This is a genomic window from Comamonas halotolerans (genome assembly GCF_030162935.1).
GTDB classification, from domain to species: Bacteria; Pseudomonadota; Gammaproteobacteria; order Burkholderiales; family Burkholderiaceae_C; genus Comamonas; species Comamonas halotolerans.
In genome coordinates, this window is record NZ_JASAUZ010000013.1 from 27752 (window position 1) to 45982 (window position 18231).

An 18231-nucleotide genomic window follows, 5' to 3' on the forward strand; every position below is an offset into this window, starting at 1 on the left:
ATGACGAGCCATAACTATCCACTTCCTCGCCCCAATGCGCAAACCCAGGCTTACTGGGATGGCGCTGCCCAAGGTGAACTGCGCTACCAGCGCTGCCAGGACTGCGGCCATGTGCAGCTGATTCCCCGAAGTCTGTGTGAGCAATGCCAGTGCACGCAGCTGGACTGGAAGGTCTCGCAAGGCGAGGGCGTGGTGCTGACATTCACCACTGTCTACCGCGCACCGCTGCCCGTGTTCAAGGACATGGTGCCCTATGTGATTGCCATTGTGGACATGGACGAAGGGTTTCGAGTCATGGCCAATGCATTGGCTCAGGCCCGTGAAAGGCTGGAAATTGGCAGCCGCGTACGGATTGGTTTCCAGGATGTGCACGGCATGGCTTTGCCGGTGGTGCAAGCCCTGGTGGAGCAAACCGTATGAGTGCGTCACCGATTCTTTTTGAAGACTTCGTCCCGGGCGCTCTGATGGGCGAGTGTGAGCAGGTCTATAGCGCCGAGCAGGCCCAGCGCTGGCAAGCGATTTTTGGTGCCGGCGAGCAAGACGGGGCCAATGGTGCAGCCGAGGGAGCAAGCATGGTGGTGGTCAACATGATGCGCGCCTACCTGGAAGTGGTCACGCCGCGCCCACCGGGCAATGTGCACGCCAGGCAGCATCTGAAGATGCGCTGCACGCCTCATGCCGGAGAGTCCATCCGTGTGGCTGTGCGCTGTGTGAGCAAGGAATGGCGTCGCGAACGCCGTTACGTCGAACTGGGCGTCACCGGCAGTGGCGAGGGAGGACGTGCTTTGTTTGAAGGCTTGATCACCCTGATCTGGGCGGCATGACTATGGAGCACTCCACCACCATGAACGCCATGCACACCGTCAGCCTGACTGTGACCCGGGAAGCCATCCAGGCGTATGCAGAGTTGACCAATGACTTCAACCCTATTCATGTGGACGCGGCTTTTGCAGCCAAGACCCCTATGGGGCGACCAATTGCACACGGCACCATGTCGCTGTGCCTGATCTGGCAGTGCCTGCAACGCAACTTTGGTGCACAGGCCTTGAACGATATCGCACTGGATGTGCGCTTTGTGAAGCCCGTGTACATCGGCGATGAGATCACTGCCGGCGTGGCGCTGCAAGACGATGCAAGTGGCAGCTTGCAAGTCTGGGTGCGCGGCAGTGACGGTACGGACCGCATTGTGGGCACAGCCCAGATGACTGCAACTTCTCTCTAAAGGGTCCCGTCCATGCTGAAGCAAGCTGCACTGTCGTTGATGTTGGGATGCTGGGCGATCACGACCATGGCCTATCCCAACAAGCCGATCAAACTGCTGGTGCCTTATATGGCGGGCTCGCCTGCGGATGCGCTGGCACGCATCGTGGCCGATGGCATGTCCAAGGATATGAAGCAGGCAGTGATCGTCGAGAACCGCCCCGGAGCCAGCGGCATGATTGGCATGTCCATCGTCAGCAAGGCACCCGCAGATGGGTACACGCTGGCACTGGGCTCCATGGACACGCAGGCGATCAATCCCTGGGTGTACAAAAAAGTGCCTTACGACGCCGCCCAGGACTTCGCTCCTGTGGCCATGCTTGGCAGCTTCAACATGTTTCTGGTCAGCGGACAGCGAGCAGCGGCCAAGACCGGACAAGCCGTGATTGAGCGTGCCAAGCAGCAGCCCGAGCAAGTCAGCTACGGCACCTGGGGCGTGGGCAGTCTGGCGCACCTTTGGGGCTTGCGCCTGGAAAAGGCTGCGCAGATCAAGCTTTTTCATGTGCCATTTCAGGGTTCCCCGGCTGCCATGCAGTCTCTGCTGGCAGGTCAGGTGGACATGATTTTCATGCTGCCCAATGTGGCGCAGAGCATGCGCAAGGACGGCAAGGTTCAGATCGTGGGCAGTACTTCCTCGCAGCGCCTGCCTGCATACCCCGACATACCAACCCTGGCCGAACAGGGTTTCAAAGACTTTTCCGGAGTGGAGTGGTTTGCGATCTACGCGCCCGCCAAAACGCCTGCCAATGTGATCCAGGCTTTGAACGCATCAGCCAACAAGGTGCTGGCCTCTGCAGAAGTCATTGAACGGATTGAGGGTCTGTCAATGAAGGCTGAAGGCGGAACGCCCGATCAACTGCGAGCCACCGAGCGCCAAGACTCGGCGGACTGGAAAGCCCTGATCCAGAACAGCAATTTTCAGTTGCTGGACTGAGCCTGCCGAATTTGAGAACTGCATGGAGACCGATGCAATGAAGAGTAATCAAAAAGATGTGAATGCCGTGGAGCGCCTGACAGCGCTTTACCGCAGCATGTGCCAGATCCGTCATGTTGAAACGGCGCTGACACGCTTGTTCGCCAACAGCGAGGTGCCCGGTTTCATTCACCTGAGCATTGGCCAGGAAGCGGTGGCCAGTGGTGTGGCCAGTGCCCTGCAGGCACAGGACACTCTGGCTACCACCCACCGTGGTCATGGTCACGTGCTGGCGCGTGGCATGGATGTTGGTGGATTCATGAAGGAGATCATGGGCCGCGAAGGTGGGCTGTGCAAAGGCCGCGGCGGCTCCATGCACGTGGCAGATCTGAGTCTCGGCATTCTGGGAGCCAATGGCATTGTGGGGGCAGGTATTCCCATTGCACTGGGCAGCGCCATGGCGCACCAGATACGAAAGACAGGTGGAGTGGCCGTGGCTTTCTTTGGCGATGGCGCCATGGCGGAAGGCGTTCTGCATGAAACCTTGAACATGGCATCTCTGTGGAAGAGCCCGCTGTTGCTGGTGTGCGAGAACAACGGCTGGTCGGAGTTCTCGCCCACTTCGCGCCAGTTCACGGCCAGTCTGGAAAAGCTGGCAGCCGCTTTCGGTGTGAGTTACACCAAGGTTGATGGCAACAACGTGCTGGCAGTGTCTGATGCAGCGCAGGCCGCCGCTGCACACATCCGTGCCGGCAAGGGGGCCTATGTGCTGGAGTGCAGCACCACCCGAGTGCGCGGTCACTTTGAAGGTGACGCGCAGAAATATCGCGACAGCGGTGAGCTGGAGTCGGTGCACGAAAGCGATCCGCTGATTGCGGCCCGCACGCAGCTGCATGTTGCAGGCGTGGATACCGCTGCCATTGATGCAGAAATCGGCGCTCTCGTGGAAGCCGCTGTGCAAGCAGCGCGCGCCGACGCATTGCCCACCATGGAAACAGCCATTCAAGACGTTTACACCCAGACCGTGCAGGAGAGCCACGCATGAGTACCACAGAAATGCGCTATGTGAATGCCGTCACGCAGGCGTTGCGCGACAGCATGGAACAAGACCCCCAGGTGGTGGTGCTGGGCGAGGACGTGGCCGCAGCCGGTGGCTCTTTCAAGGCCACGCGTGGCCTGCTGGATGCTTTTGGTGCGGAGCGTGTGATTGATACACCGATTTCGGAATCTTCGATCACCTCGGCTGCTGTCGGCATGGCGCTGACTGGGCTCAAGCCGGTGGTGGAAATCATGTTCATGGACTTCATCACCTTGTCCATGGATGCACTGGTCAACCAGGCCGCCAAGGCCCGCTATATGTTTGGTGGTCAGGGTTCGGTGCCCATGGTGCTGCGCACGCCGCATGGTGGTGGTTTGAGTGCAGGTCCCCAGCACTCGCAGTGCCTGGAAGCATGGCTGGCGCATATTCCGGGCTTGAAGGTGGTGTGCCCGTCCAACCCACAGGATGCCTACAGCTTGCTGCGCGCAGCCATATCCGACCCCGACCCCGTGATGTTCATCGAGCACAAGGGCATGTATGCCAGCAAGGGCCAGGTGGACACTGCCCAGACCGCACGCATCGGCGAGGCCCGTATTGCGCGTGCTGGTTGTGATGTGACCCTGGTGACCTATGGCTCCACAGTACCTGTATGCCTGAAAGCGGCCGAGCAGCTGGCCAAGGAAGGCGTGGAGGCAGAGGTGATTGACCTGCGCTCCATTCAGCCCTGGGACAAGGCTGCGGTGCTGGCATCGCTGGCGCACACACACCGTGCGGTAGTGGTGCACGAGGCCGTGCAGTCCTATGGCGTGGGCGCAGAGATTGTCGCCACCATCGCCGATGAAGGTTTTGATGAGCTGGACGCGCCTGTGCTGCGTGTGGCGGCTCCTTTCATGCCAGCTCCCTTCGCCAGTTCGCTGGAACAGGGCTATGTGGTCACCGTGGATCGCGTGATCGAAGCAGTACGCAAAACCCTGGCCTGAATGCCTACCGATACCACCCATTCAAGGAGACCGAAGATGTCCGAAGAAAAAGCCATCCTGTGTGAACGCGTTGGCGCCGTAGGCCTGCTGACCATCAACCGCCCCAAAACCCTGAATGCGCTGAACACTCCCACGCTGCTGCAACTGGAGGCGGCGTTGACAGAGCTGGAGCGCGACGAGAGCGTGCGCTCCATCGTGATCACCGGAGCGGGCGAGAAGGCGTTTGTGGCAGGTGGCGACATCGCCGACCTGAACAGCCGACAGGGTCTGCAGCACTACGAAGAATTCGCGGAAGTCATTCACCGTGTTTTCCGTCGCTTTGAAATTTCCGACAAGCCCACCATTGGGGCCATCAACGGCTGGGCGCTGGGCGGTGGCACAGAGCTGCTGCTGTGCCTGGACATCCGTCTGGTGGCTGAAGAAGCCAAGCTGGGCCTGCCCGAAATCAACCTGGGCCTGTTTCCCGGTGCCGGTGGCTCGCAGCGCATCATTCGCCAGATTCCTCTGTGCCGTGCCAAGGAGCTGATGTTTACGGGCAACCAGATCACGGCAGCAGAAGCCGTGGAGTTGGGTCTGTGCAACCGTGCCGTACCACGTGCTGCATTGTTGGATGAGGCCATGAAGCTGGCTGGTCAGATTGCGGAGAAGTCGCCGCTGACGCTCAAGCTGCTCAAGCGTGCATTGCGCGATGGCGCTGAGATGCCACTGGGGGCTGCGCTGGCGCATGAGCAGGCCATCATCGGTCTCGTGCTGGACAGCAAGGATGCCCACGAAGGCTGCAGCGCCTTCCTGGAAAAGCGCAAAGCGCAGTTCACAGGGAAGTAAACCATGCGCCGTGAACTCCTGATTCCCAAGCTCGGTCTGACCATGACCGAGGGTGTTCTGGTGGAATGGATGGTCAAACCCGGAGAGGCCTTCAAGGTCGATCAAGGTCTGTTTGTGGTGGAGTCTGAAAAGGCCGCCAACGAAGTGGGGGCAGAAGCCGACGGCACGTTGCTGGAAATCACGGCCCAGGTGGGAGAGACTCTGTCTTGCGGCACGGTGATTGGATACTGGGACGATGGTCAGGCTGGTGAAGCAGTGCTTGCAGCACCCTCTGCACGCGCAGATGCGATGGAGCGCGTGACACCCGTAGTCAAAACGGAAGTGAGTCCTTCGGCAGTGCTGGCTGCTATGCCAGCCACGTCGGCCCCGGTGGCAGCATCTGGTCAGCGTGTGCCGGTCACTCCTTTGGCCCGTCGGCTTGCTGCGCAGCAAGGGCTTGATTTGCGCCAGGTGATGGGGTCGGGGCCGCGTGGTCGTATTCGTGCCCGTGATGTGCTGGCCGCGCAGAAATCTGCACCCGCAGCCACAACTGTCACGCAGCCCGCTTCGCAAGCTACTGCAACTGCGTCGCAGTCCATGGCCCATGGCAGCTTGCGCGCGCCGTCGAATCTGGAGCGCACCATCGCCCAGCGCCTGACGGCAGCCAAGCAGCAGGTGCCGCACTTCTATCTGGCCGTAGAGGCAGAGATGAGTGCCGTGATGGCACTGCGCCAGCAACTCAACGTCGCACAAACCCGCCAGAAGATCACGCTCAACCACTTTGTGCTGGCGGCGGTGGGGCAGGCGCTGGAAGCCATGCCTGAAATGAACCAGGTGTGGACGGAGGACGGCATCCTGAGCCTGAGCAGCTCCGATGTAGGTATGGCGGTGAACACCGACAAGGGCTTGATGGTTCCGGTGCTGCGAAGCGTGGGCAAGGCCTCTTTGGGCGATGTAGCCCAGCAGGCCAGCGAGCTGATTGCGCGTGCGCAAGCGGGTCGCCTGACCAGCGCGGACATGCATGGCGGCGCGATCACCGTGTCCAACGCGGGCATGCATGACGTCACCTATATGACCTCGATCATCAACCCGGGCCAGTCCATGATTTTGGGTGTGGGCAGTATCCGCGAGGTTTTCCGCCCGGATGAGCACGGCCAGCCGGTGATTCGTCGCGAGATGGGCATGGTTCTGTCGGCAGATCACCGTGTGCTCGATGGTGTCTCTGGATTGAAGTTCCTCAAGCTGGTGGTGCAGGCCTTGCAGCAACCTCTGGGTTTGCTGGTGGGCTAAGGGGCACATATGAGCAATACCTCGCAAACTTTTGATGTGGTTGTGATTGGTGCAGGCCCCGGTGGTTATGTGGCTGCATTGCGTGCAGCGCAGCTCAAGCTGCGCACGGCGCTGGTGGAGCGCGAGAGCCTGGGTGGCATCTGCCTGAACTGGGGCTGCATACCTACCAAGGCGCTGCTGCACTCGGCGGACACCATACGCCGTATTCGCCATGCGGGTGCACAGGGCATTACGGTGGGTGAGCCACGGGTGGATTTTGGGAAGGTTGTGGCACGTTCGCGTCAGGTCTCACAGCGGTTGAACCGCGGTGTCACGCACCTGCTCAAAAAAGCCGGTGTGACCGTCTTGATGGGGACGGCTTCCCTGCAGAAGGGCAAGCAGGTGCAGGTGGTGGACGGCCAAGGCCAGCAGTTGTTGCACGCCAAACACATCATCATTGCCACGGGAGCCAGAGCTCGCGCGTTGCCAATGTTGCCTTTCGATGGCGACCGTGTCTGGGGTTACCGCGAGGCACTGTCTGCCAAGTCCCTGCCGAAATCGCTGGTGGTGATTGGTGCGGGTGCGATTGGCATGGAGTTTGCCAGTTTCTACGCCACTTTGGGCAGCCGTGTGACTGTGGTGGAAGCGGCAGCTCGCGTGCTTCCTGCCAGCGATGAAGACGTGAGTGCATTTGCCCAGCAGGCCATGGCCAAGGAAGGCATCCATTTTCTGACTGATGCCAAGCTGGTGGCTGGCAAGGTACAGGCCGATGGCGTGCAACTGACGGTGGAGCAGGCAGGCAAACCGCAAACCCTGCATGCGGAGCGCGTGCTGGTAGCAGTGGGGTTGGTGGGCAATTCCGAAGGGCTGGGCCTGGAAAACACCCAGGTGCAGCTTGACAAGGGGTTGGTGGCTGTGGGCGACTGGGGGGTGACAGATGAGCCCGGTGTGTATGCGATTGGCGATATCACCGGCGCTCCCATGCTGGCCCATAAGGCCAGTCATGAAGGCATTGCAGCCGTGGAGCATATTGCCGGTTTGCGCCAAGGGGGACAGCAGCACGCACCGATCCCATCGTGTGTATACAGCTATCCCCAAAGCGCTGCGGTGGGTCTGACCGAAGCCCAGGCTCGTGTGCAGCGCAAGGACTTGCGTGTGGGCAAGTTCCCGCTGGAGGGTAATGGCAAGGCCATTGCGATCGATGAAGCGGCAGGTTTTATCAAGACCATCTTTGATGCAGCAACCGGCGAGTTGCTGGGTGCCCACCTGGTGGGGCCAGAAGCGACCGAGCTGGTGCATGGCTACACCTTGGCGACCACGCTGGAGACGACAGAGGCGGAGTTGATGGAAACCGTGTTTCCACATCCCACTCTGTCGGAAGCCATGCATGAAGCGGTTCTTGCCGCGTACGGAAGGGCTTTGCATATCTGACGCAGCAACCGGATAACAGGGAGCAGGCACAACCAAGAGGTGCACCAGCACCCAGGCGCACAACACATCAATACGGAGACAAACATGAGCGCTTTCAACAAACCCTTGACCATACTGGCCGCAGTGAGCATGACGTGGCTGAGCGGTGTCGTCCATGCGCAGGACATTCCGGCAAGCAAGCAAATGCGTTTGATCGTGCCTTATTCCGCAGGCGGAACCTCGGATATCTTGGGCCGCAAGCTGGCACAGCAACTGGGTGAGCGCATGGGGCGCCAGGTGATCGTCGAAAACAAACCGGGTGCAGGCGGTGCCATTGGTACAGATGCCACTGTGCGTTCGGAGGCTGATGGCAGCACCATTTTGCTGCACAGCGGCGCCATTGCCACCGAGCCCGCGATCAAGAGCAAGCTGCCCTACAACGTGACCAAGGATCTGGCAGCAGTGAGCACGGTGGTGCGCGGGCCATTTGCCGTGTTGGTCAGCAACGACTTGCCCGTCAAGAATGTGCAGGAGCTGGTGGCCTATGCCAAAGCTCATCCCGGCAAGGTCAATTACGGCACGCCTGGCATCGGCACATCGGTGCACTTTGCCTCCGAGCTGTTTCGCTCGATGGCGCAAGCACCCATCACACATGTTCCCTACAAGGGTGCGAGTGCGGCTCTGACTGCGTTGATGGGCAACGAGGTGCAGTTGGTGATTGATCCGTTGGCAACTGCCAAGAAGTATGCAGAAGCAGGAAAGATGAAAGCACTGGGCCTGACCACGGCCCAGCGCTCCAACCTGTGGCCGGGCATGCAGACCGTGGCGGAGGCCGGTGTGCCCGGCTTTGATACCGCAGTCTGGTATGGCCTGTATGTGCCCGCCAAAACACCAGCAGCCACGGTGGAGCGTCTGAACAAGGAATTTGTCGCCATTTTGCAATCCCCAGAAATGAGCAAATGGCTGAGCAGCGAAGGCCTGGAGCCCGTGGGAGATACCCCTGCACAGTCGCAAGCCTTTCTGGCCAAGGAAATCGATAACTGGAAGGCACTCGCCAAGAGTGCCGGTATCCAGGCGGAATAAAACCCAGCCCGGTGCGCATGGCGCCGCGTCGGGCACCTATATGACAAGAGAGACCTGAGCATGGACTTCCGACTGAACGACGAACAACGCATGATGATTGAAACTGCGCGCCAGATTGGCGAGAGTTTTGGTATGGAGTACTGGCGCAAGCACGATGCCGAGAAGGCGTTCCCCAAGGAGTACTGGAAGGCCGTGTGTGATGCCGGTCTGGCCGGTGTGGCGCTGCCCGAAGCGCATGGCGGCAGCGGCCTGGGCATGATGGAGATGACACTGATTGTGGAGGCCTTGTCAGCTACAGGTGGCGGCTCCACCGTGGGCCAGTTGTTCATGATCAACCCCATCTTTGGTGGCGTGTCCATCTCGCGTTTCGGCAACGAAAAGATGAAAAGGGAGCTGCTGCCCAAGATCATCAGCGGTGAAATGAACTTCTGCATGGCCCTGACGGAGCCGGATGCTGGCACGAATACGCTGGAGATCAAGACGTTTGCTGCCGAGGACGGTGATGGTTGGCGCCTCAATGGACGAAAGATCTGGATCACCGGTGTGGAGTCAGCCGACAAGATGCTGGTGATTGCACGCACCAAGAAGCTGCAGGATGCTGCATCGCGCACCGATGGCTTGAGCATGTTCATGATCGATGTGAAGCGTGAAGGGCTGACCCACACGCCCATCGACAAGCTGGGCACTTGCACCCTGGACTCCAGCAGCGTGTTCTTCGACAACGTGCGCGTGGAGCCCGATGAGCTGGTCGGCACCTTGCACAAGGGATGGCGCGAACTGCTCGACGTGCTCAACACTGAGCGCATGGTGACCACTGCGGGTTTAGTGGGCACTGGTGAACTGGCCATCAAGCTGGCGGTCGAATATGCCAACGACCGCAAGGTGTTTGGTGACAAGCCCATCAGCGCCTACCAGGGCTTGCAGTTCCCGTTGGCGCAATGCCACGTGGAAGTCGAGTCCGCACGCCTGCTGAACTACAAGGCAGCCACCAACTTCGATATGAATCTGCCCTATAGCAACGAGGCCAATGCGGCCAAGCTGATTGCAGCGCAAGCCGTGGGCCGTGCCACCGAGCGTGCCATGCAGACCATGGGCGGCATGGGCTATGCCAAGGAGTTCCATGTGGAGCGCCTGTGGCGCGACTGCCGCTTGTTCCGCTTTGCGCCCGTGTCGGAAGAGATGCTGCTGAACTATGTGGCCAACCACGAATTGAAGATGCCCAAGGGCTACTGAGGCACATCCCATTCCGCGAGTTCCGGCGCGTCTGCGCTGCTGCCAGCGGCTGTGCCGCTTGCTCGGCAAGGCTGTTCGACGCTGCGCAGGTGTTTGCACAGGGTGCGCAGCAAGCACAGGGACACGCTGATTGCAAATCCATACCGCGTAAGGAGACAACGATGACATCCGTCACAGCCAGCGTAGCCTGGTGGGCGCGCACGGAGCCACAGCGCCTGGCACTGGTCTATCAATCGCAGCGACTGAGCTATGGCGCGCTGCAGGATCGGGTGGAACGCGCAGCGATCATGCTGCAGGTCAAAGGCGTGCAAGCCGGCGAAGTGGTGGCACTGCTGATGAAAAACAGTGCTGCATTTCTGGAGCTGTCACTGGCTATTTCCCATGTGGGCGCTGTGCTGCTGCCTATCAATTACCGCTTGGGTACCGATGAGGTGGGGTATATCGCTGAGCACGCTGGGGTGAAGCTGTTGTTTGCCGATGCCGAATTGGCAGGCAATGTGCCAGCAGGTGTCACTGCAGTGGTGCTCGATGAGGTTGCGCAGGCTGACAGCCGCCTGCTGTCACATGGGGTGGAGGGCGACGTGCCACCGCTGTCCCTTGCCACACCCGACACCTTGTACCGGCTGATGTACACCAGCGGCACGACCGATCGCCCCAAGGGGGTGATGCACACCTACGGCAACATGGCCTGGAAGTGCATGGACCACATCACGGCACTGGGCATTGGCCGCAATGACAAATTGCTGGTGGTGGGGCCGCTCTATCACGTTGGCGCCTATGATCTGCCGGGCGTGGCACTGTGGATGGCAGGTGGTGCGCTGGTGCTGGAGCGCGACTTTGATGCCGAGCAGGTGCTGGCCTTGATCGAGCGTGAGCAGATCACGGGGGCTTGGATGGCGCCTGTCATGCTCAATCGCTGTCTGAACAGCAGTGCAAGTCATCAGCACCAGCTGGACAGTCTGAAGTGGTTGATTGGCGGTGGTGAGCGAACACCGGAAGAGCGCATTCGCGAGTTCAGCGGTCTGTTTCCGCAGGCGCGCTATGTCGATGCCTATGGCCTGACGGAGACTTGTTCGGGCGACACCATGATGGAAGCGGGGCGCGAGATTGAAAAGATAGGCTCCACCGGGCGTGCATTGGCCCATGTGGAACTGGCTATTTTGGATGACGATGGTCAACCTTTGCCTGCTGGTGAGCAGGGTGAAGTGTGCTTGCGCGGTCCCAAAGTTACCCAGGGCTACTGGCGCGATGAGGCCAAGACCCATGCCAGCTTTTTTGAGCGTTGGTTCCGTACCGGCGATATGGGCTATCTGGATAGCGAAGGCTTTCTGTTTCTGACCGACCGCAAGAAGGACATGATCATCAGCGGCGGTGAGAACATTGCTTCCTCCGAAGTGGAGCGTGTGGTGTATGAACTGCCCCAGGTCGCAGAAGTGGCAGCCATCGGCTTGCCCGATGCGCAATGGGGGGAGTGTGTCACCGTGGCCGTGGTACTCAAACCCGGTGAATCCTTGACCCTGCAAGAGCTGCGCACGTATTGCAGCGGCAAGCTGGGTGGATTCAAGACGCCCAAGAAACTGGTGATTTGCGAGGCCTTGCCGCGCAACCCCTCCGGCAAGGTGCTCAAGCGCGAACTGCGCGCGCAACTCTGCGCACACTAATTCTTAGACACCTTCAGGTGCATTCACTCTCTTTAGGAGACAAACCATGAAATCCGTATACAACCGCGGCCGTCGTGCCGTGCTGGGTGCTCTGGCTGCGGCAGCTTGCGCCGTGCTTGGAGGCAATGCCTGGGCGGGGAGCGACTGGCCGCAAAAAACTGTCAAGGTGCTGGTGCCTTACACGGCAGGTGGCCCCGTAGACACAGTGACGCGGGTTCTGATGGAAAACGTGGCGAAATCATTGGGTCAAACCATCATCATTGAGAACCGTCCGGGCGCCAATACCCAGGTGGCTACTGGCCAACTGGCCCGTTCACCAGCGGACGGCTACACCTTCGGCATCATTCCTGCGGCCTACACCACCAATCAGGTGCTGGCAAAAAAGTTGCCCTACAAGCCTGGCGACTTTGTCGCAGTGAGTCATATGGTGAACATTCCTTTGTTCTTGTTCGCCAGTGCCAGCAATCCCGCCAACAATGTGGCGGAGTTTGTGGAGTGGGCGCGCAAGGAAAAGCCCAGCTATGCCTCGACAGGCCCCGGCTCGACCGGCCACTTGCTGGGAGCCATGTTTGCCATGAATGCCAAGTTTGAAGGCACGCACGTTGGCTACAACGGCAGCGCGCAGGTCATGCCGGATTTGATGTCGGGGCTGGTGGCCTATATTTTTGACCCCGCCACTGGCGGCATGCCGCATGTGAAGGCGGGCAAGTTGAAAGTGCTGGGCGTTTCGCTACCGCAGCGCTGCACTTGTGCGCCGGATGTGCCCACCATGGCTGAATCGGGCTACCCCGAGATGGTGCAGGGCTCATGGCTGGGTCTGATGGCTCCCAAGGGAACGCCCCAGCCCGTTGTGCAGCGCATGTCCGATGAAATTGCCAAGGCCATGCGCAACCCCGATTTCACCAGGCGTCTTGAAACCATGGGCTTTGATGCGGTAGGCAGCAAGCCCGCCGAGTTCCAGTCCTTGATTGATCAGGACATCAAGGCCTATGAATCCATTGCGCGCAAGGCCAATATTTCTTTGGATCACTGACAGGGGGCATTGCAGCAGTCAAAGCCACCTTGGGGTGGCTTTTTTATTCTCTATCTAGTGATTGTTTTGGACAGTTTGTCAGGGTTTATACGGTTTTGTCATGAAAATTCGATGAATAAATTCACTATCAAGAATTAATTTGTTAATAGAGAAAATACTATGCGTGAAGCCGTTATTGTTTCCTATGCCCGTACACCACTGACCAAAGCCCTGCGCGGCGAGTTCAATCTCATGTCAGGCCCAGAGCTTGGAGCGCTGTCGATTGCGGCTGCCGTAGAGCGTGCCGGCGTCGAAGGCAGCGCGGTGGATGATGTGATCATGGGCTGTGCCAACCCCTATGGACGCAATGGCAAGAATGTGGCCCACCTGTCTGCACACCGTGCGGGTCTGCCCGTAACTGTCAGTGGCGCCACTATCAATCGTTTTTGCTCGTCTGGTCTTCAATCAATCGCCATGGTGGCGGGCCGCATTGTGCTGGACGGTGTGGACGTAGCCGTTGCAGGTGGTGTGGAAAGCGTGACAGGTACGCGCAGCATGGTGCGCAGCCCTGCAGAAGAAGCCAAGGATCTGGATGCATGGCTGCTGGCGCACAAGCCATCGGTGTACATGCCCATGATCGAGACCGCCGACATCGTGGCCCAACGTTATGCAATCAGCCGTGAAGCGCAGGATGCTTTCTCGCTGCGCAGCCAGCAACTGATTGCCAAGGCCCAGGCCAGCGGTGTGTTTATCGATGAAATCATCCGCGTCAAAACCGAGATGGAAGTGCTCAACAAGGAGACCGGTGAAGCCTCGCGCCGTGCGGTGGATGTGGCGCTGGATACCTGCAACCGTGCAGACACCACACTGGAAAGCCTGGCTGCCCTCAAACCCGTGCGTGGCGAGGGCAACTTTGTGACGGCGGGCAATGCATCGCAGTTGGCCGATGGCTCGGCTGCGGTGGTGATGATGGAGGCCAAAGAGGCGCAGCGTCGTGGCCTGAATGTCATGGGCGCATTCCGTGGCTTTGCGGTGGCTGGTTGCGAACCCGATGAAATGGGGATTGGTCCGGTGTTTGCCATTCCCAAACTGCTCAAGCGCTTTGGCCTGAGTGTGCATGACATTGATCTGTGGGAAATCAATGAGGCATTTGCCTCACAAGCCCTGTATTGCCAGCAGAAGCTGGAAATCCCGCTGGAGCGCCTGAACGTCAATGGTGGCTCGATTGCCATCGGCCATCCATTTGGTATCAGCGGCACACGCATGGCCGGTCACCTTCTGATGGAAGGCAGACGCCGTAAAGCCAAGTGGGGTGTGGTGTCGATGTGCGTGGGCGGTGGCATGGGCGCTGCAGGCCTGTTTGAAATCTACTGAAGGTAAGTACCCATGAGCGATACATCTGCCCAAGCGGAGATTCTGCGTCAGCGCGTGCGTGACTTTATGCAGAACAAGGTGCCGCATGAATATATTGAGCGCACCCGCAACGGTCTTGGTCTGAGCAAGCAGGAGCAAGTGCACTGGCATTGCCTGCTCGATGCCGAAGGCTGGCTGGTCAATCACTGGCCGCAGGAGTGGGGTGGCCCGGGCTGGTCGCCGCTGGAACGCTATGTGTTCGACTATGAGACCGCCGTTGCGAACGCGCCGCGCATTCTGCCGTTTGGCGTGAGCATGCTGGCGCCGGTGATCCTGAAGTTTGGCACCCAGGCGCAAAAAGAGCATTGGTTGCCGCGCATTCGCAGTGGTGAAGACTGGTGGTGCCAGGGCTATTCCGAGCCCGGTGCCGGCTCGGACCTGGCATCCCTGAAAACGACGGCCGTGCGCGATGGTGATCACTATGTCGTGAATGGTCAAAAGACCTGGACCACGCTGGGGCAGCACGCCAACATGATGTTCTGTCTGGTGCGCACCGACACCCAGGCCAAGGCGCAGGAAGGGATCAGCTTTTTGCTGATCGATATGAACACGCCCGGCATTGAGGTGCGTCCTCTTTATCTGTACAACGGTGAGCACGAGGTCAACGAAGTGTTCCTGCAGGATGTGCGCGTGCCCGTGGAGAACCTCGTGGGCGTGGAGAACAGGGGCTGGGACTGTGCCAAGTATTTGCTCACGTATGAGCGTACCGGCATTGCCGGCGTAGGCATCTGCATCTCCTTGTTCAACAAGCTGCGCGCCTTGGCTGCGCAAGCACAGCGCAATGGAAAGCCGCTTATTGAGGATATGTTATTCCGTCAGAAGTTGGCGAAGGTGTGGATGGACATCGACAACCTCAAAGAAACCAACTTGCGCATCTTGATGCGTGCTTCCGGCGGCGTGCCTGGGCCCGAGAGTTCGGTGCTCAAGATCCTGGGTACGGAAATTCGCCAGGAGCTGTTTGTCTTGCTGCGTCAGGCGGCCGGCTCGCGTGCCTTGGCGCTGTACGACGCAGAAACTGTGGGCCTGGAAGAGGCTCCGACCGCGTTGCTGACGGCTGCAGAGAACTATTTCAACCATCGCAAGCTGTCCATTTTTGGCGGCTCCAACGAAGTGCAGAAAAACATTTTGTCCAAGTTCGTGCTTGGGCTGTAAGGAGGTCACCGCATGCAAATCGATATGGAAGACGTGCTGGCGCTGGGAGACTCGGTCGACAAGCTGCTGGTCAACTACCCTGCGGGTATGGCCTCTTTGCAGGCGCTTAAGAACCCCGGAGTGCTGCGCCAAAAAGCTGAAGCGCAGCTGGCTCAGCTGGGCGTGCGCTTTCTGTTCAATCCTGTGGCCAATGGTGGTGTGGATCTGCGTGCTCAGACGGTGCTGGCGCAGCGATTCGGTCGCCATCTTTTTCATGGTGCCAGTCTGTTTCAGGACGTGGTGGGTGGCTATGTGGTGAGCCAGCTTGCCCAGTTGCCGCAAGGCCTGAGCGCCGAGTCTCTGGTCGCAGGAGACTGGTCTGTGACCGTCCCGCTGGACAACGATCCGATGGCCAGCGTGGTGCGAGCAAAGGCCAATGCTGCTGGGCAGTGGGTGCTTCAGGGGCAGGTGCCTGTGGTGCCCTATGCCGCCGAGTCTACGCATGTGCTGCTGGCTGTGGAGGCGGGAAGCGATCAGCGTTATGCCTTGCTACCTCTGGGTGCCCCAGGTGTTCAGGCGCAGCAGCGTACAGGCCTGGATGGCAGCTCGGTATCTGCATTGCAACTGCGCGATGTGTTGTTGCCCGCAGACGCCTTGCTGGATGGCAAAAGCGTGGCGGCATCTTTGGCTCAAGGCCAGCGACATGCCACCTTGCTGCTGTGTTTCGAGGCAGTGGGACTCATGGAGCAACTGCTCAAGAAGACCACGGAGTATCTGCAAATCCGCAAGCAGTTTGGCAAGACAATTGGCACGTTTCAGGCCTTGCAGCATCGTATGGTCGGCATCTTGCTGTTGCTTGAGCAGACTCGCTCTGCCGCAGACCTGGCGCTGGAAGCCACGCTTGCTGGCGCAGCAGACCAGCACATGCGACTGAGTGCCGCCAAGTATGCCGTGGGTGTGAATGGTCAAAAAGTAGCAGAGGAGTGCGTGCAGCTGCACGGTGGTATCGGCATGACCTGGGAGCTTGATACCGCGCATTACGCCAAGCGCCTGGTGATGCTGGATCACTATTTTGACAATGCGGATCAAAGCCTGTCTCAGGTCATGGCGGCCCTTTAAGCCAAGGAGCACACCATGCAATTGCTGCCAGGAATCCGCGTGCTGGATCTGACCCGTGTTTTTGCTGGCCCCTTGAGCGGCCAGGTGCTGGGAGACATGGGCGCGGACGTCATCAAGATCGAACATCCGGTCCGCGGTGATGACACCCGCGATTGGGGGATCAAGATAGGCGACACGGAAACCCCGTACTACAACAGCGTCAATCGCAACAAGCGCTCACTGACTTTGGACCTCAAACGCCCAGAAGCACGCCAGATTCTGATGGAGCTGGCTCGGCAATCTGATGTGGTGGTGCATAACTTCAAGGGCGGTGATGCTGAACGCATGGGCATTGCCTATGAGGATTTTCTGGCTGTTAATCCGCGCATCATTTACTGCCATATTGCGGGTTACGACCAGCACGGCCCCGAGCGTACGCGTCCAGGGTATGACCTGGTGGTGCAGGGCGAGTCCGGCCTGATGTCGCTCAACGGCGAGAAAGACACGCCCCCACTGAAGTTCGGTGTGGCGGTGGTGGACATGTTCACAGGCATGTACACCGCGCAACTGATTTTGGCAGCATTGTTCAAGCGACAGATCGACAACCAGCCACGCAAGCTGGAAGTGGCCTTGTTCGATTGTGGCCTGCTGGTCAGCGCCTACTACGGGCTGGAAGCCCTGCAAATGGGACATGAACCGGAAAAGTACGGCAACGCCCACCCCTCCATCGTGCCCTACGGCATGTTTGAGGCTGCCGATGGTCGCTTGATCATCACAGTGGGTAACAACAGCCAGTACGAAAAATTCTGCCGTCATGTTGTGCTGCGCAACGATCTGGTGGATGACCCGCGCTTTGCCACGAATTTGCAGCGCCGTGAAAACCGCCAGGTGCTTTTGCCGCTGCTGATCGAGGAAATCCGCCGTCACCCCAAAACTGTGTTGCTGGAACGTATGGCGGCGCATGGTATTCCCTGCGGCGAGGTGCTCGGCATCCTGGAGGCCATTCGCTCCGAGCGGGTGGAAAAAGCTGGCTTGCTGCAGACCTTGCCGCACCCCAAGGCGGGTGAGGTGCATGTGTTCGCACCACCGCTGCGTGTGGATGGGCAACGCCTGCCGGTGCGCCATATCCCGCCTACTTTGGGTGGTCACAGCGAGCAGGTGCTGGGCGAGTTGCTGGCGATGGATGCCGAAGCGGTACACGCGCTGCGCAATCAAAAAATTATTTAACTGCGACCCTTTTGTTGCAGCCCATATTCAGGAGATATGACATGAAAGTATTAGTTCCAGTCAAGCGCGTGGTGGACTACAACGTCAAAGTCCGTGTGAAGAGCGACGGCACAGGCGTGGACATCGCCAACGTCAAGATGAGCATGAACCCCTTTGACGAAATCGCCGTTGAAGAGGCTGTGCGCCTGAAGGAAAAAGGCGTGGTCACCGAGGTGATCGCCGTCTCCTGCGGCGTGAGCCAGTGCCAGGAGACGCTGCGCACCTCCATGGCCATTGGTGCGGATCGTGCCATCCTGGTGGAGACTGATGCCGAGCTGCAGCCCCTGGCCATTGCCAAGCTGCTCAAGGCGGTGGTTGACAAGGAGCAGCCCGCTCTGGTGATTCTGGGCAAGCAAGCCATTGACGGCGACAACAACCAGACTGGCCAGATGCTGGCGGCGCTGGCAGATCTGCCTCAGGCCACCTTCGCTTCCAAGGTGGAAGTGGCGGGCGACAAGGTGAACGTGACGCGTGAAGTGGATGGCGGCCTGGAAACCTTGAGCCTTTCTACCCCCGCCATCATCACCACCGACCTGCGCCTGAACGAGCCCCGCTACGTGACCTTGCCCAACATCATGAAGGCCAAGAAAAAGCAGCTGGACACCATCAAGCCTGAAGAGTTGGGCGTGGATGTGGCGCCGCGCATCAAGACCTTGAAG

At 59.3% G+C, this 18231-nt stretch carries 18 protein-coding genes; all 18 read left to right on the forward strand.

Features of this window, described 5'->3' with window-relative positions; genetic code table 11:
• A complete protein-coding gene (locus QEP11_RS09615; RefSeq protein ID WP_284336429.1) occupies window positions 1-420 on the forward strand; it encodes a Zn-ribbon domain-containing OB-fold protein in 420 nt (139 codons plus the stop codon).
• The gene (locus tag QEP11_RS09620; protein ID WP_284336430.1) at window positions 417-824 is read left to right on the forward strand and encodes a hypothetical protein; all 408 of its coding nucleotides are present in this window, start codon (window positions 417-419) and stop codon (window positions 822-824) included. Before QEP11_RS09615 ends, QEP11_RS09620 begins: the two co-directional genes overlap by 4 nt.
• On the forward strand, window positions 821-1222 hold the full coding sequence (locus tag QEP11_RS09625; protein ID WP_284336431.1) for a MaoC family dehydratase: 402 nt from the start codon (window positions 821-823) through the stop codon (window positions 1220-1222). The genes QEP11_RS09620 and QEP11_RS09625 overlap by 4 nt, the downstream gene beginning before the upstream one ends.
• A 12-nt stretch (window positions 1223-1234) precedes the next feature.
• Window positions 1235-2194 carry a Bug family tripartite tricarboxylate transporter substrate binding protein gene (locus tag QEP11_RS09630; protein ID WP_284336432.1) on the forward strand — a complete coding sequence of 320 codons (960 nt, stop codon included), beginning with the start codon at window positions 1235-1237 and terminating at the stop codon, window positions 2192-2194.
• 37 nt (window positions 2195-2231) lie between these two features.
• On the forward strand, window positions 2232-3218 hold the full coding sequence (locus QEP11_RS09635) for a thiamine pyrophosphate-dependent dehydrogenase E1 component subunit alpha (RefSeq protein WP_284336433.1): 987 nt from the start codon (window positions 2232-2234) through the stop codon (window positions 3216-3218).
• Complete coding sequence (locus QEP11_RS09640; protein WP_284336434.1) at window positions 3215-4192, forward strand: alpha-ketoacid dehydrogenase subunit beta; 978 nt, start codon at window positions 3215-3217, stop codon at window positions 4190-4192. The genes QEP11_RS09635 and QEP11_RS09640 overlap by 4 nt, the downstream gene beginning before the upstream one ends.
• A gap of 36 nt (window positions 4193-4228) precedes the next feature.
• On the forward strand, window positions 4229-5017 hold the full coding sequence (locus QEP11_RS09645; protein ID WP_284336435.1) for an enoyl-CoA hydratase/isomerase family protein: 789 nt from the start codon (window positions 4229-4231) through the stop codon (window positions 5015-5017).
• A gap of 3 nt (window positions 5018-5020) precedes the next feature.
• Entirely contained in the window at window positions 5021-6286 is a 1266-nt protein-coding gene (locus tag QEP11_RS09650) for a dihydrolipoamide acetyltransferase family protein (protein ID WP_284336436.1), read from the forward strand.
• A 9-nt stretch (window positions 6287-6295) separates the two neighbouring features.
• Window positions 6296-7696 (forward strand): dihydrolipoyl dehydrogenase, encoded by a 1401-nt coding sequence (lpdA, locus tag QEP11_RS09655; RefSeq protein ID WP_284336437.1) that lies wholly within the window; start codon window positions 6296-6298, stop codon window positions 7694-7696.
• 84 nt (window positions 7697-7780) lie between these two features.
• Complete coding sequence (locus QEP11_RS09660; protein ID WP_284336438.1) at window positions 7781-8758, forward strand: Bug family tripartite tricarboxylate transporter substrate binding protein; 978 nt, start codon at window positions 7781-7783, stop codon at window positions 8756-8758.
• A gap of 60 nt (window positions 8759-8818) precedes the next feature.
• Complete coding sequence (locus QEP11_RS09665; protein WP_284336439.1) at window positions 8819-9991, forward strand: acyl-CoA dehydrogenase family protein; 1173 nt, start codon at window positions 8819-8821, stop codon at window positions 9989-9991.
• Window positions 9992-10152: 161 nt separating this feature from the next.
• The gene (locus tag QEP11_RS09670) at window positions 10153-11652 is read left to right on the forward strand and encodes an AMP-binding protein (RefSeq protein WP_284336440.1); all 1500 of its coding nucleotides are present in this window, start codon (window positions 10153-10155) and stop codon (window positions 11650-11652) included.
• A 46-nt stretch (window positions 11653-11698) separates the two neighbouring features.
• Window positions 11699-12685 (forward strand): Bug family tripartite tricarboxylate transporter substrate binding protein, encoded by a 987-nt coding sequence (locus tag QEP11_RS09675; protein WP_284336441.1) that lies wholly within the window; start codon window positions 11699-11701, stop codon window positions 12683-12685.
• Between the two features lie 159 nt (window positions 12686-12844).
• Window positions 12845-14038, forward strand: a complete 1194-nt coding sequence (locus tag QEP11_RS09680; RefSeq protein WP_284336442.1) for an acetyl-CoA C-acyltransferase — start codon at window positions 12845-12847, stop codon at window positions 14036-14038.
• Window positions 14039-14050: 12 nt separating this feature from the next.
• Window positions 14051-15229, forward strand: a complete 1179-nt coding sequence (locus tag QEP11_RS09685; RefSeq protein WP_284336443.1) for an acyl-CoA dehydrogenase family protein — start codon at window positions 14051-14053, stop codon at window positions 15227-15229.
• 12 nt (window positions 15230-15241) lie between these two features.
• The gene (locus QEP11_RS09690; protein WP_284336444.1) at window positions 15242-16327 is read left to right on the forward strand and encodes an acyl-CoA dehydrogenase; all 1086 of its coding nucleotides are present in this window, start codon (window positions 15242-15244) and stop codon (window positions 16325-16327) included.
• Window positions 16328-16342: 15 nt separating this feature from the next.
• Window positions 16343-17533 carry a CaiB/BaiF CoA transferase family protein gene (locus QEP11_RS09695; RefSeq protein ID WP_284336445.1) on the forward strand — a complete coding sequence of 397 codons (1191 nt, stop codon included), beginning with the start codon at window positions 16343-16345 and terminating at the stop codon, window positions 17531-17533.
• Between the two features lie 41 nt (window positions 17534-17574).
• Window positions 17575-18231 (forward strand): electron transfer flavoprotein subunit beta/FixA family protein (locus QEP11_RS09700; RefSeq protein WP_284336446.1); only part of this gene is annotated, 657 nt, incomplete at its 3' end.

What these genes read in the sequence shown, in the direction of transcription:
- QEP11_RS09625 (WP_284336431.1), top strand. Translation starts at nt 821, where the DNA reads ATGACTATGGAGCACTCCACCACCATGAACGCCATGCACACCGTCAGC.
- QEP11_RS09630 (WP_284336432.1), top strand. Translation starts at nt 1,235, where the DNA reads ATGCTGAAGCAAGCTGCACTGTCGTTGATGTTGGGATGCTGGGCGATC.
- QEP11_RS09635 (WP_284336433.1), top strand. Translation starts at nt 2,232, where the DNA reads ATGAAGAGTAATCAAAAAGATGTGAATGCCGTGGAGCGCCTGACAGCG.
- QEP11_RS09645 (WP_284336435.1), top strand. Translation starts at nt 4,229, where the DNA reads ATGTCCGAAGAAAAAGCCATCCTGTGTGAACGCGTTGGCGCCGTAGGC.
- lpdA (WP_284336437.1), top strand. Translation starts at nt 6,296, where the DNA reads ATGAGCAATACCTCGCAAACTTTTGATGTGGTTGTGATTGGTGCAGGC.
- QEP11_RS09665 (WP_284336439.1), top strand. Translation starts at nt 8,819, where the DNA reads ATGGACTTCCGACTGAACGACGAACAACGCATGATGATTGAAACTGCG.
- QEP11_RS09690 (WP_284336444.1), top strand. Translation starts at nt 15,242, where the DNA reads ATGCAAATCGATATGGAAGACGTGCTGGCGCTGGGAGACTCGGTCGAC.
- QEP11_RS09620 (WP_284336430.1), top strand. Translation starts at nt 417, where the DNA reads ATGAGTGCGTCACCGATTCTTTTTGAAGACTTCGTCCCGGGCGCTCTG.
- QEP11_RS09670 (WP_284336440.1), top strand. Translation starts at nt 10,153, where the DNA reads ATGACATCCGTCACAGCCAGCGTAGCCTGGTGGGCGCGCACGGAGCCA.
- QEP11_RS09640 (WP_284336434.1), top strand. Translation starts at nt 3,215, where the DNA reads ATGAGTACCACAGAAATGCGCTATGTGAATGCCGTCACGCAGGCGTTG.
- QEP11_RS09685 (WP_284336443.1), top strand. Translation starts at nt 14,051, where the DNA reads ATGAGCGATACATCTGCCCAAGCGGAGATTCTGCGTCAGCGCGTGCGT.
- QEP11_RS09650 (WP_284336436.1), top strand. Translation starts at nt 5,021, where the DNA reads ATGCGCCGTGAACTCCTGATTCCCAAGCTCGGTCTGACCATGACCGAG.
- QEP11_RS09680 (WP_284336442.1), top strand. Translation starts at nt 12,845, where the DNA reads ATGCGTGAAGCCGTTATTGTTTCCTATGCCCGTACACCACTGACCAAA.
- QEP11_RS09660 (WP_284336438.1), top strand. Translation starts at nt 7,781, where the DNA reads ATGAGCGCTTTCAACAAACCCTTGACCATACTGGCCGCAGTGAGCATG.
- QEP11_RS09675 (WP_284336441.1), top strand. Translation starts at nt 11,699, where the DNA reads ATGAAATCCGTATACAACCGCGGCCGTCGTGCCGTGCTGGGTGCTCTG.
- QEP11_RS09695 (WP_284336445.1), top strand. Translation starts at nt 16,343, where the DNA reads ATGCAATTGCTGCCAGGAATCCGCGTGCTGGATCTGACCCGTGTTTTT.
- QEP11_RS09615 (WP_284336429.1), top strand. Translation starts at nt 1, where the DNA reads ATGACGAGCCATAACTATCCACTTCCTCGCCCCAATGCGCAAACCCAG.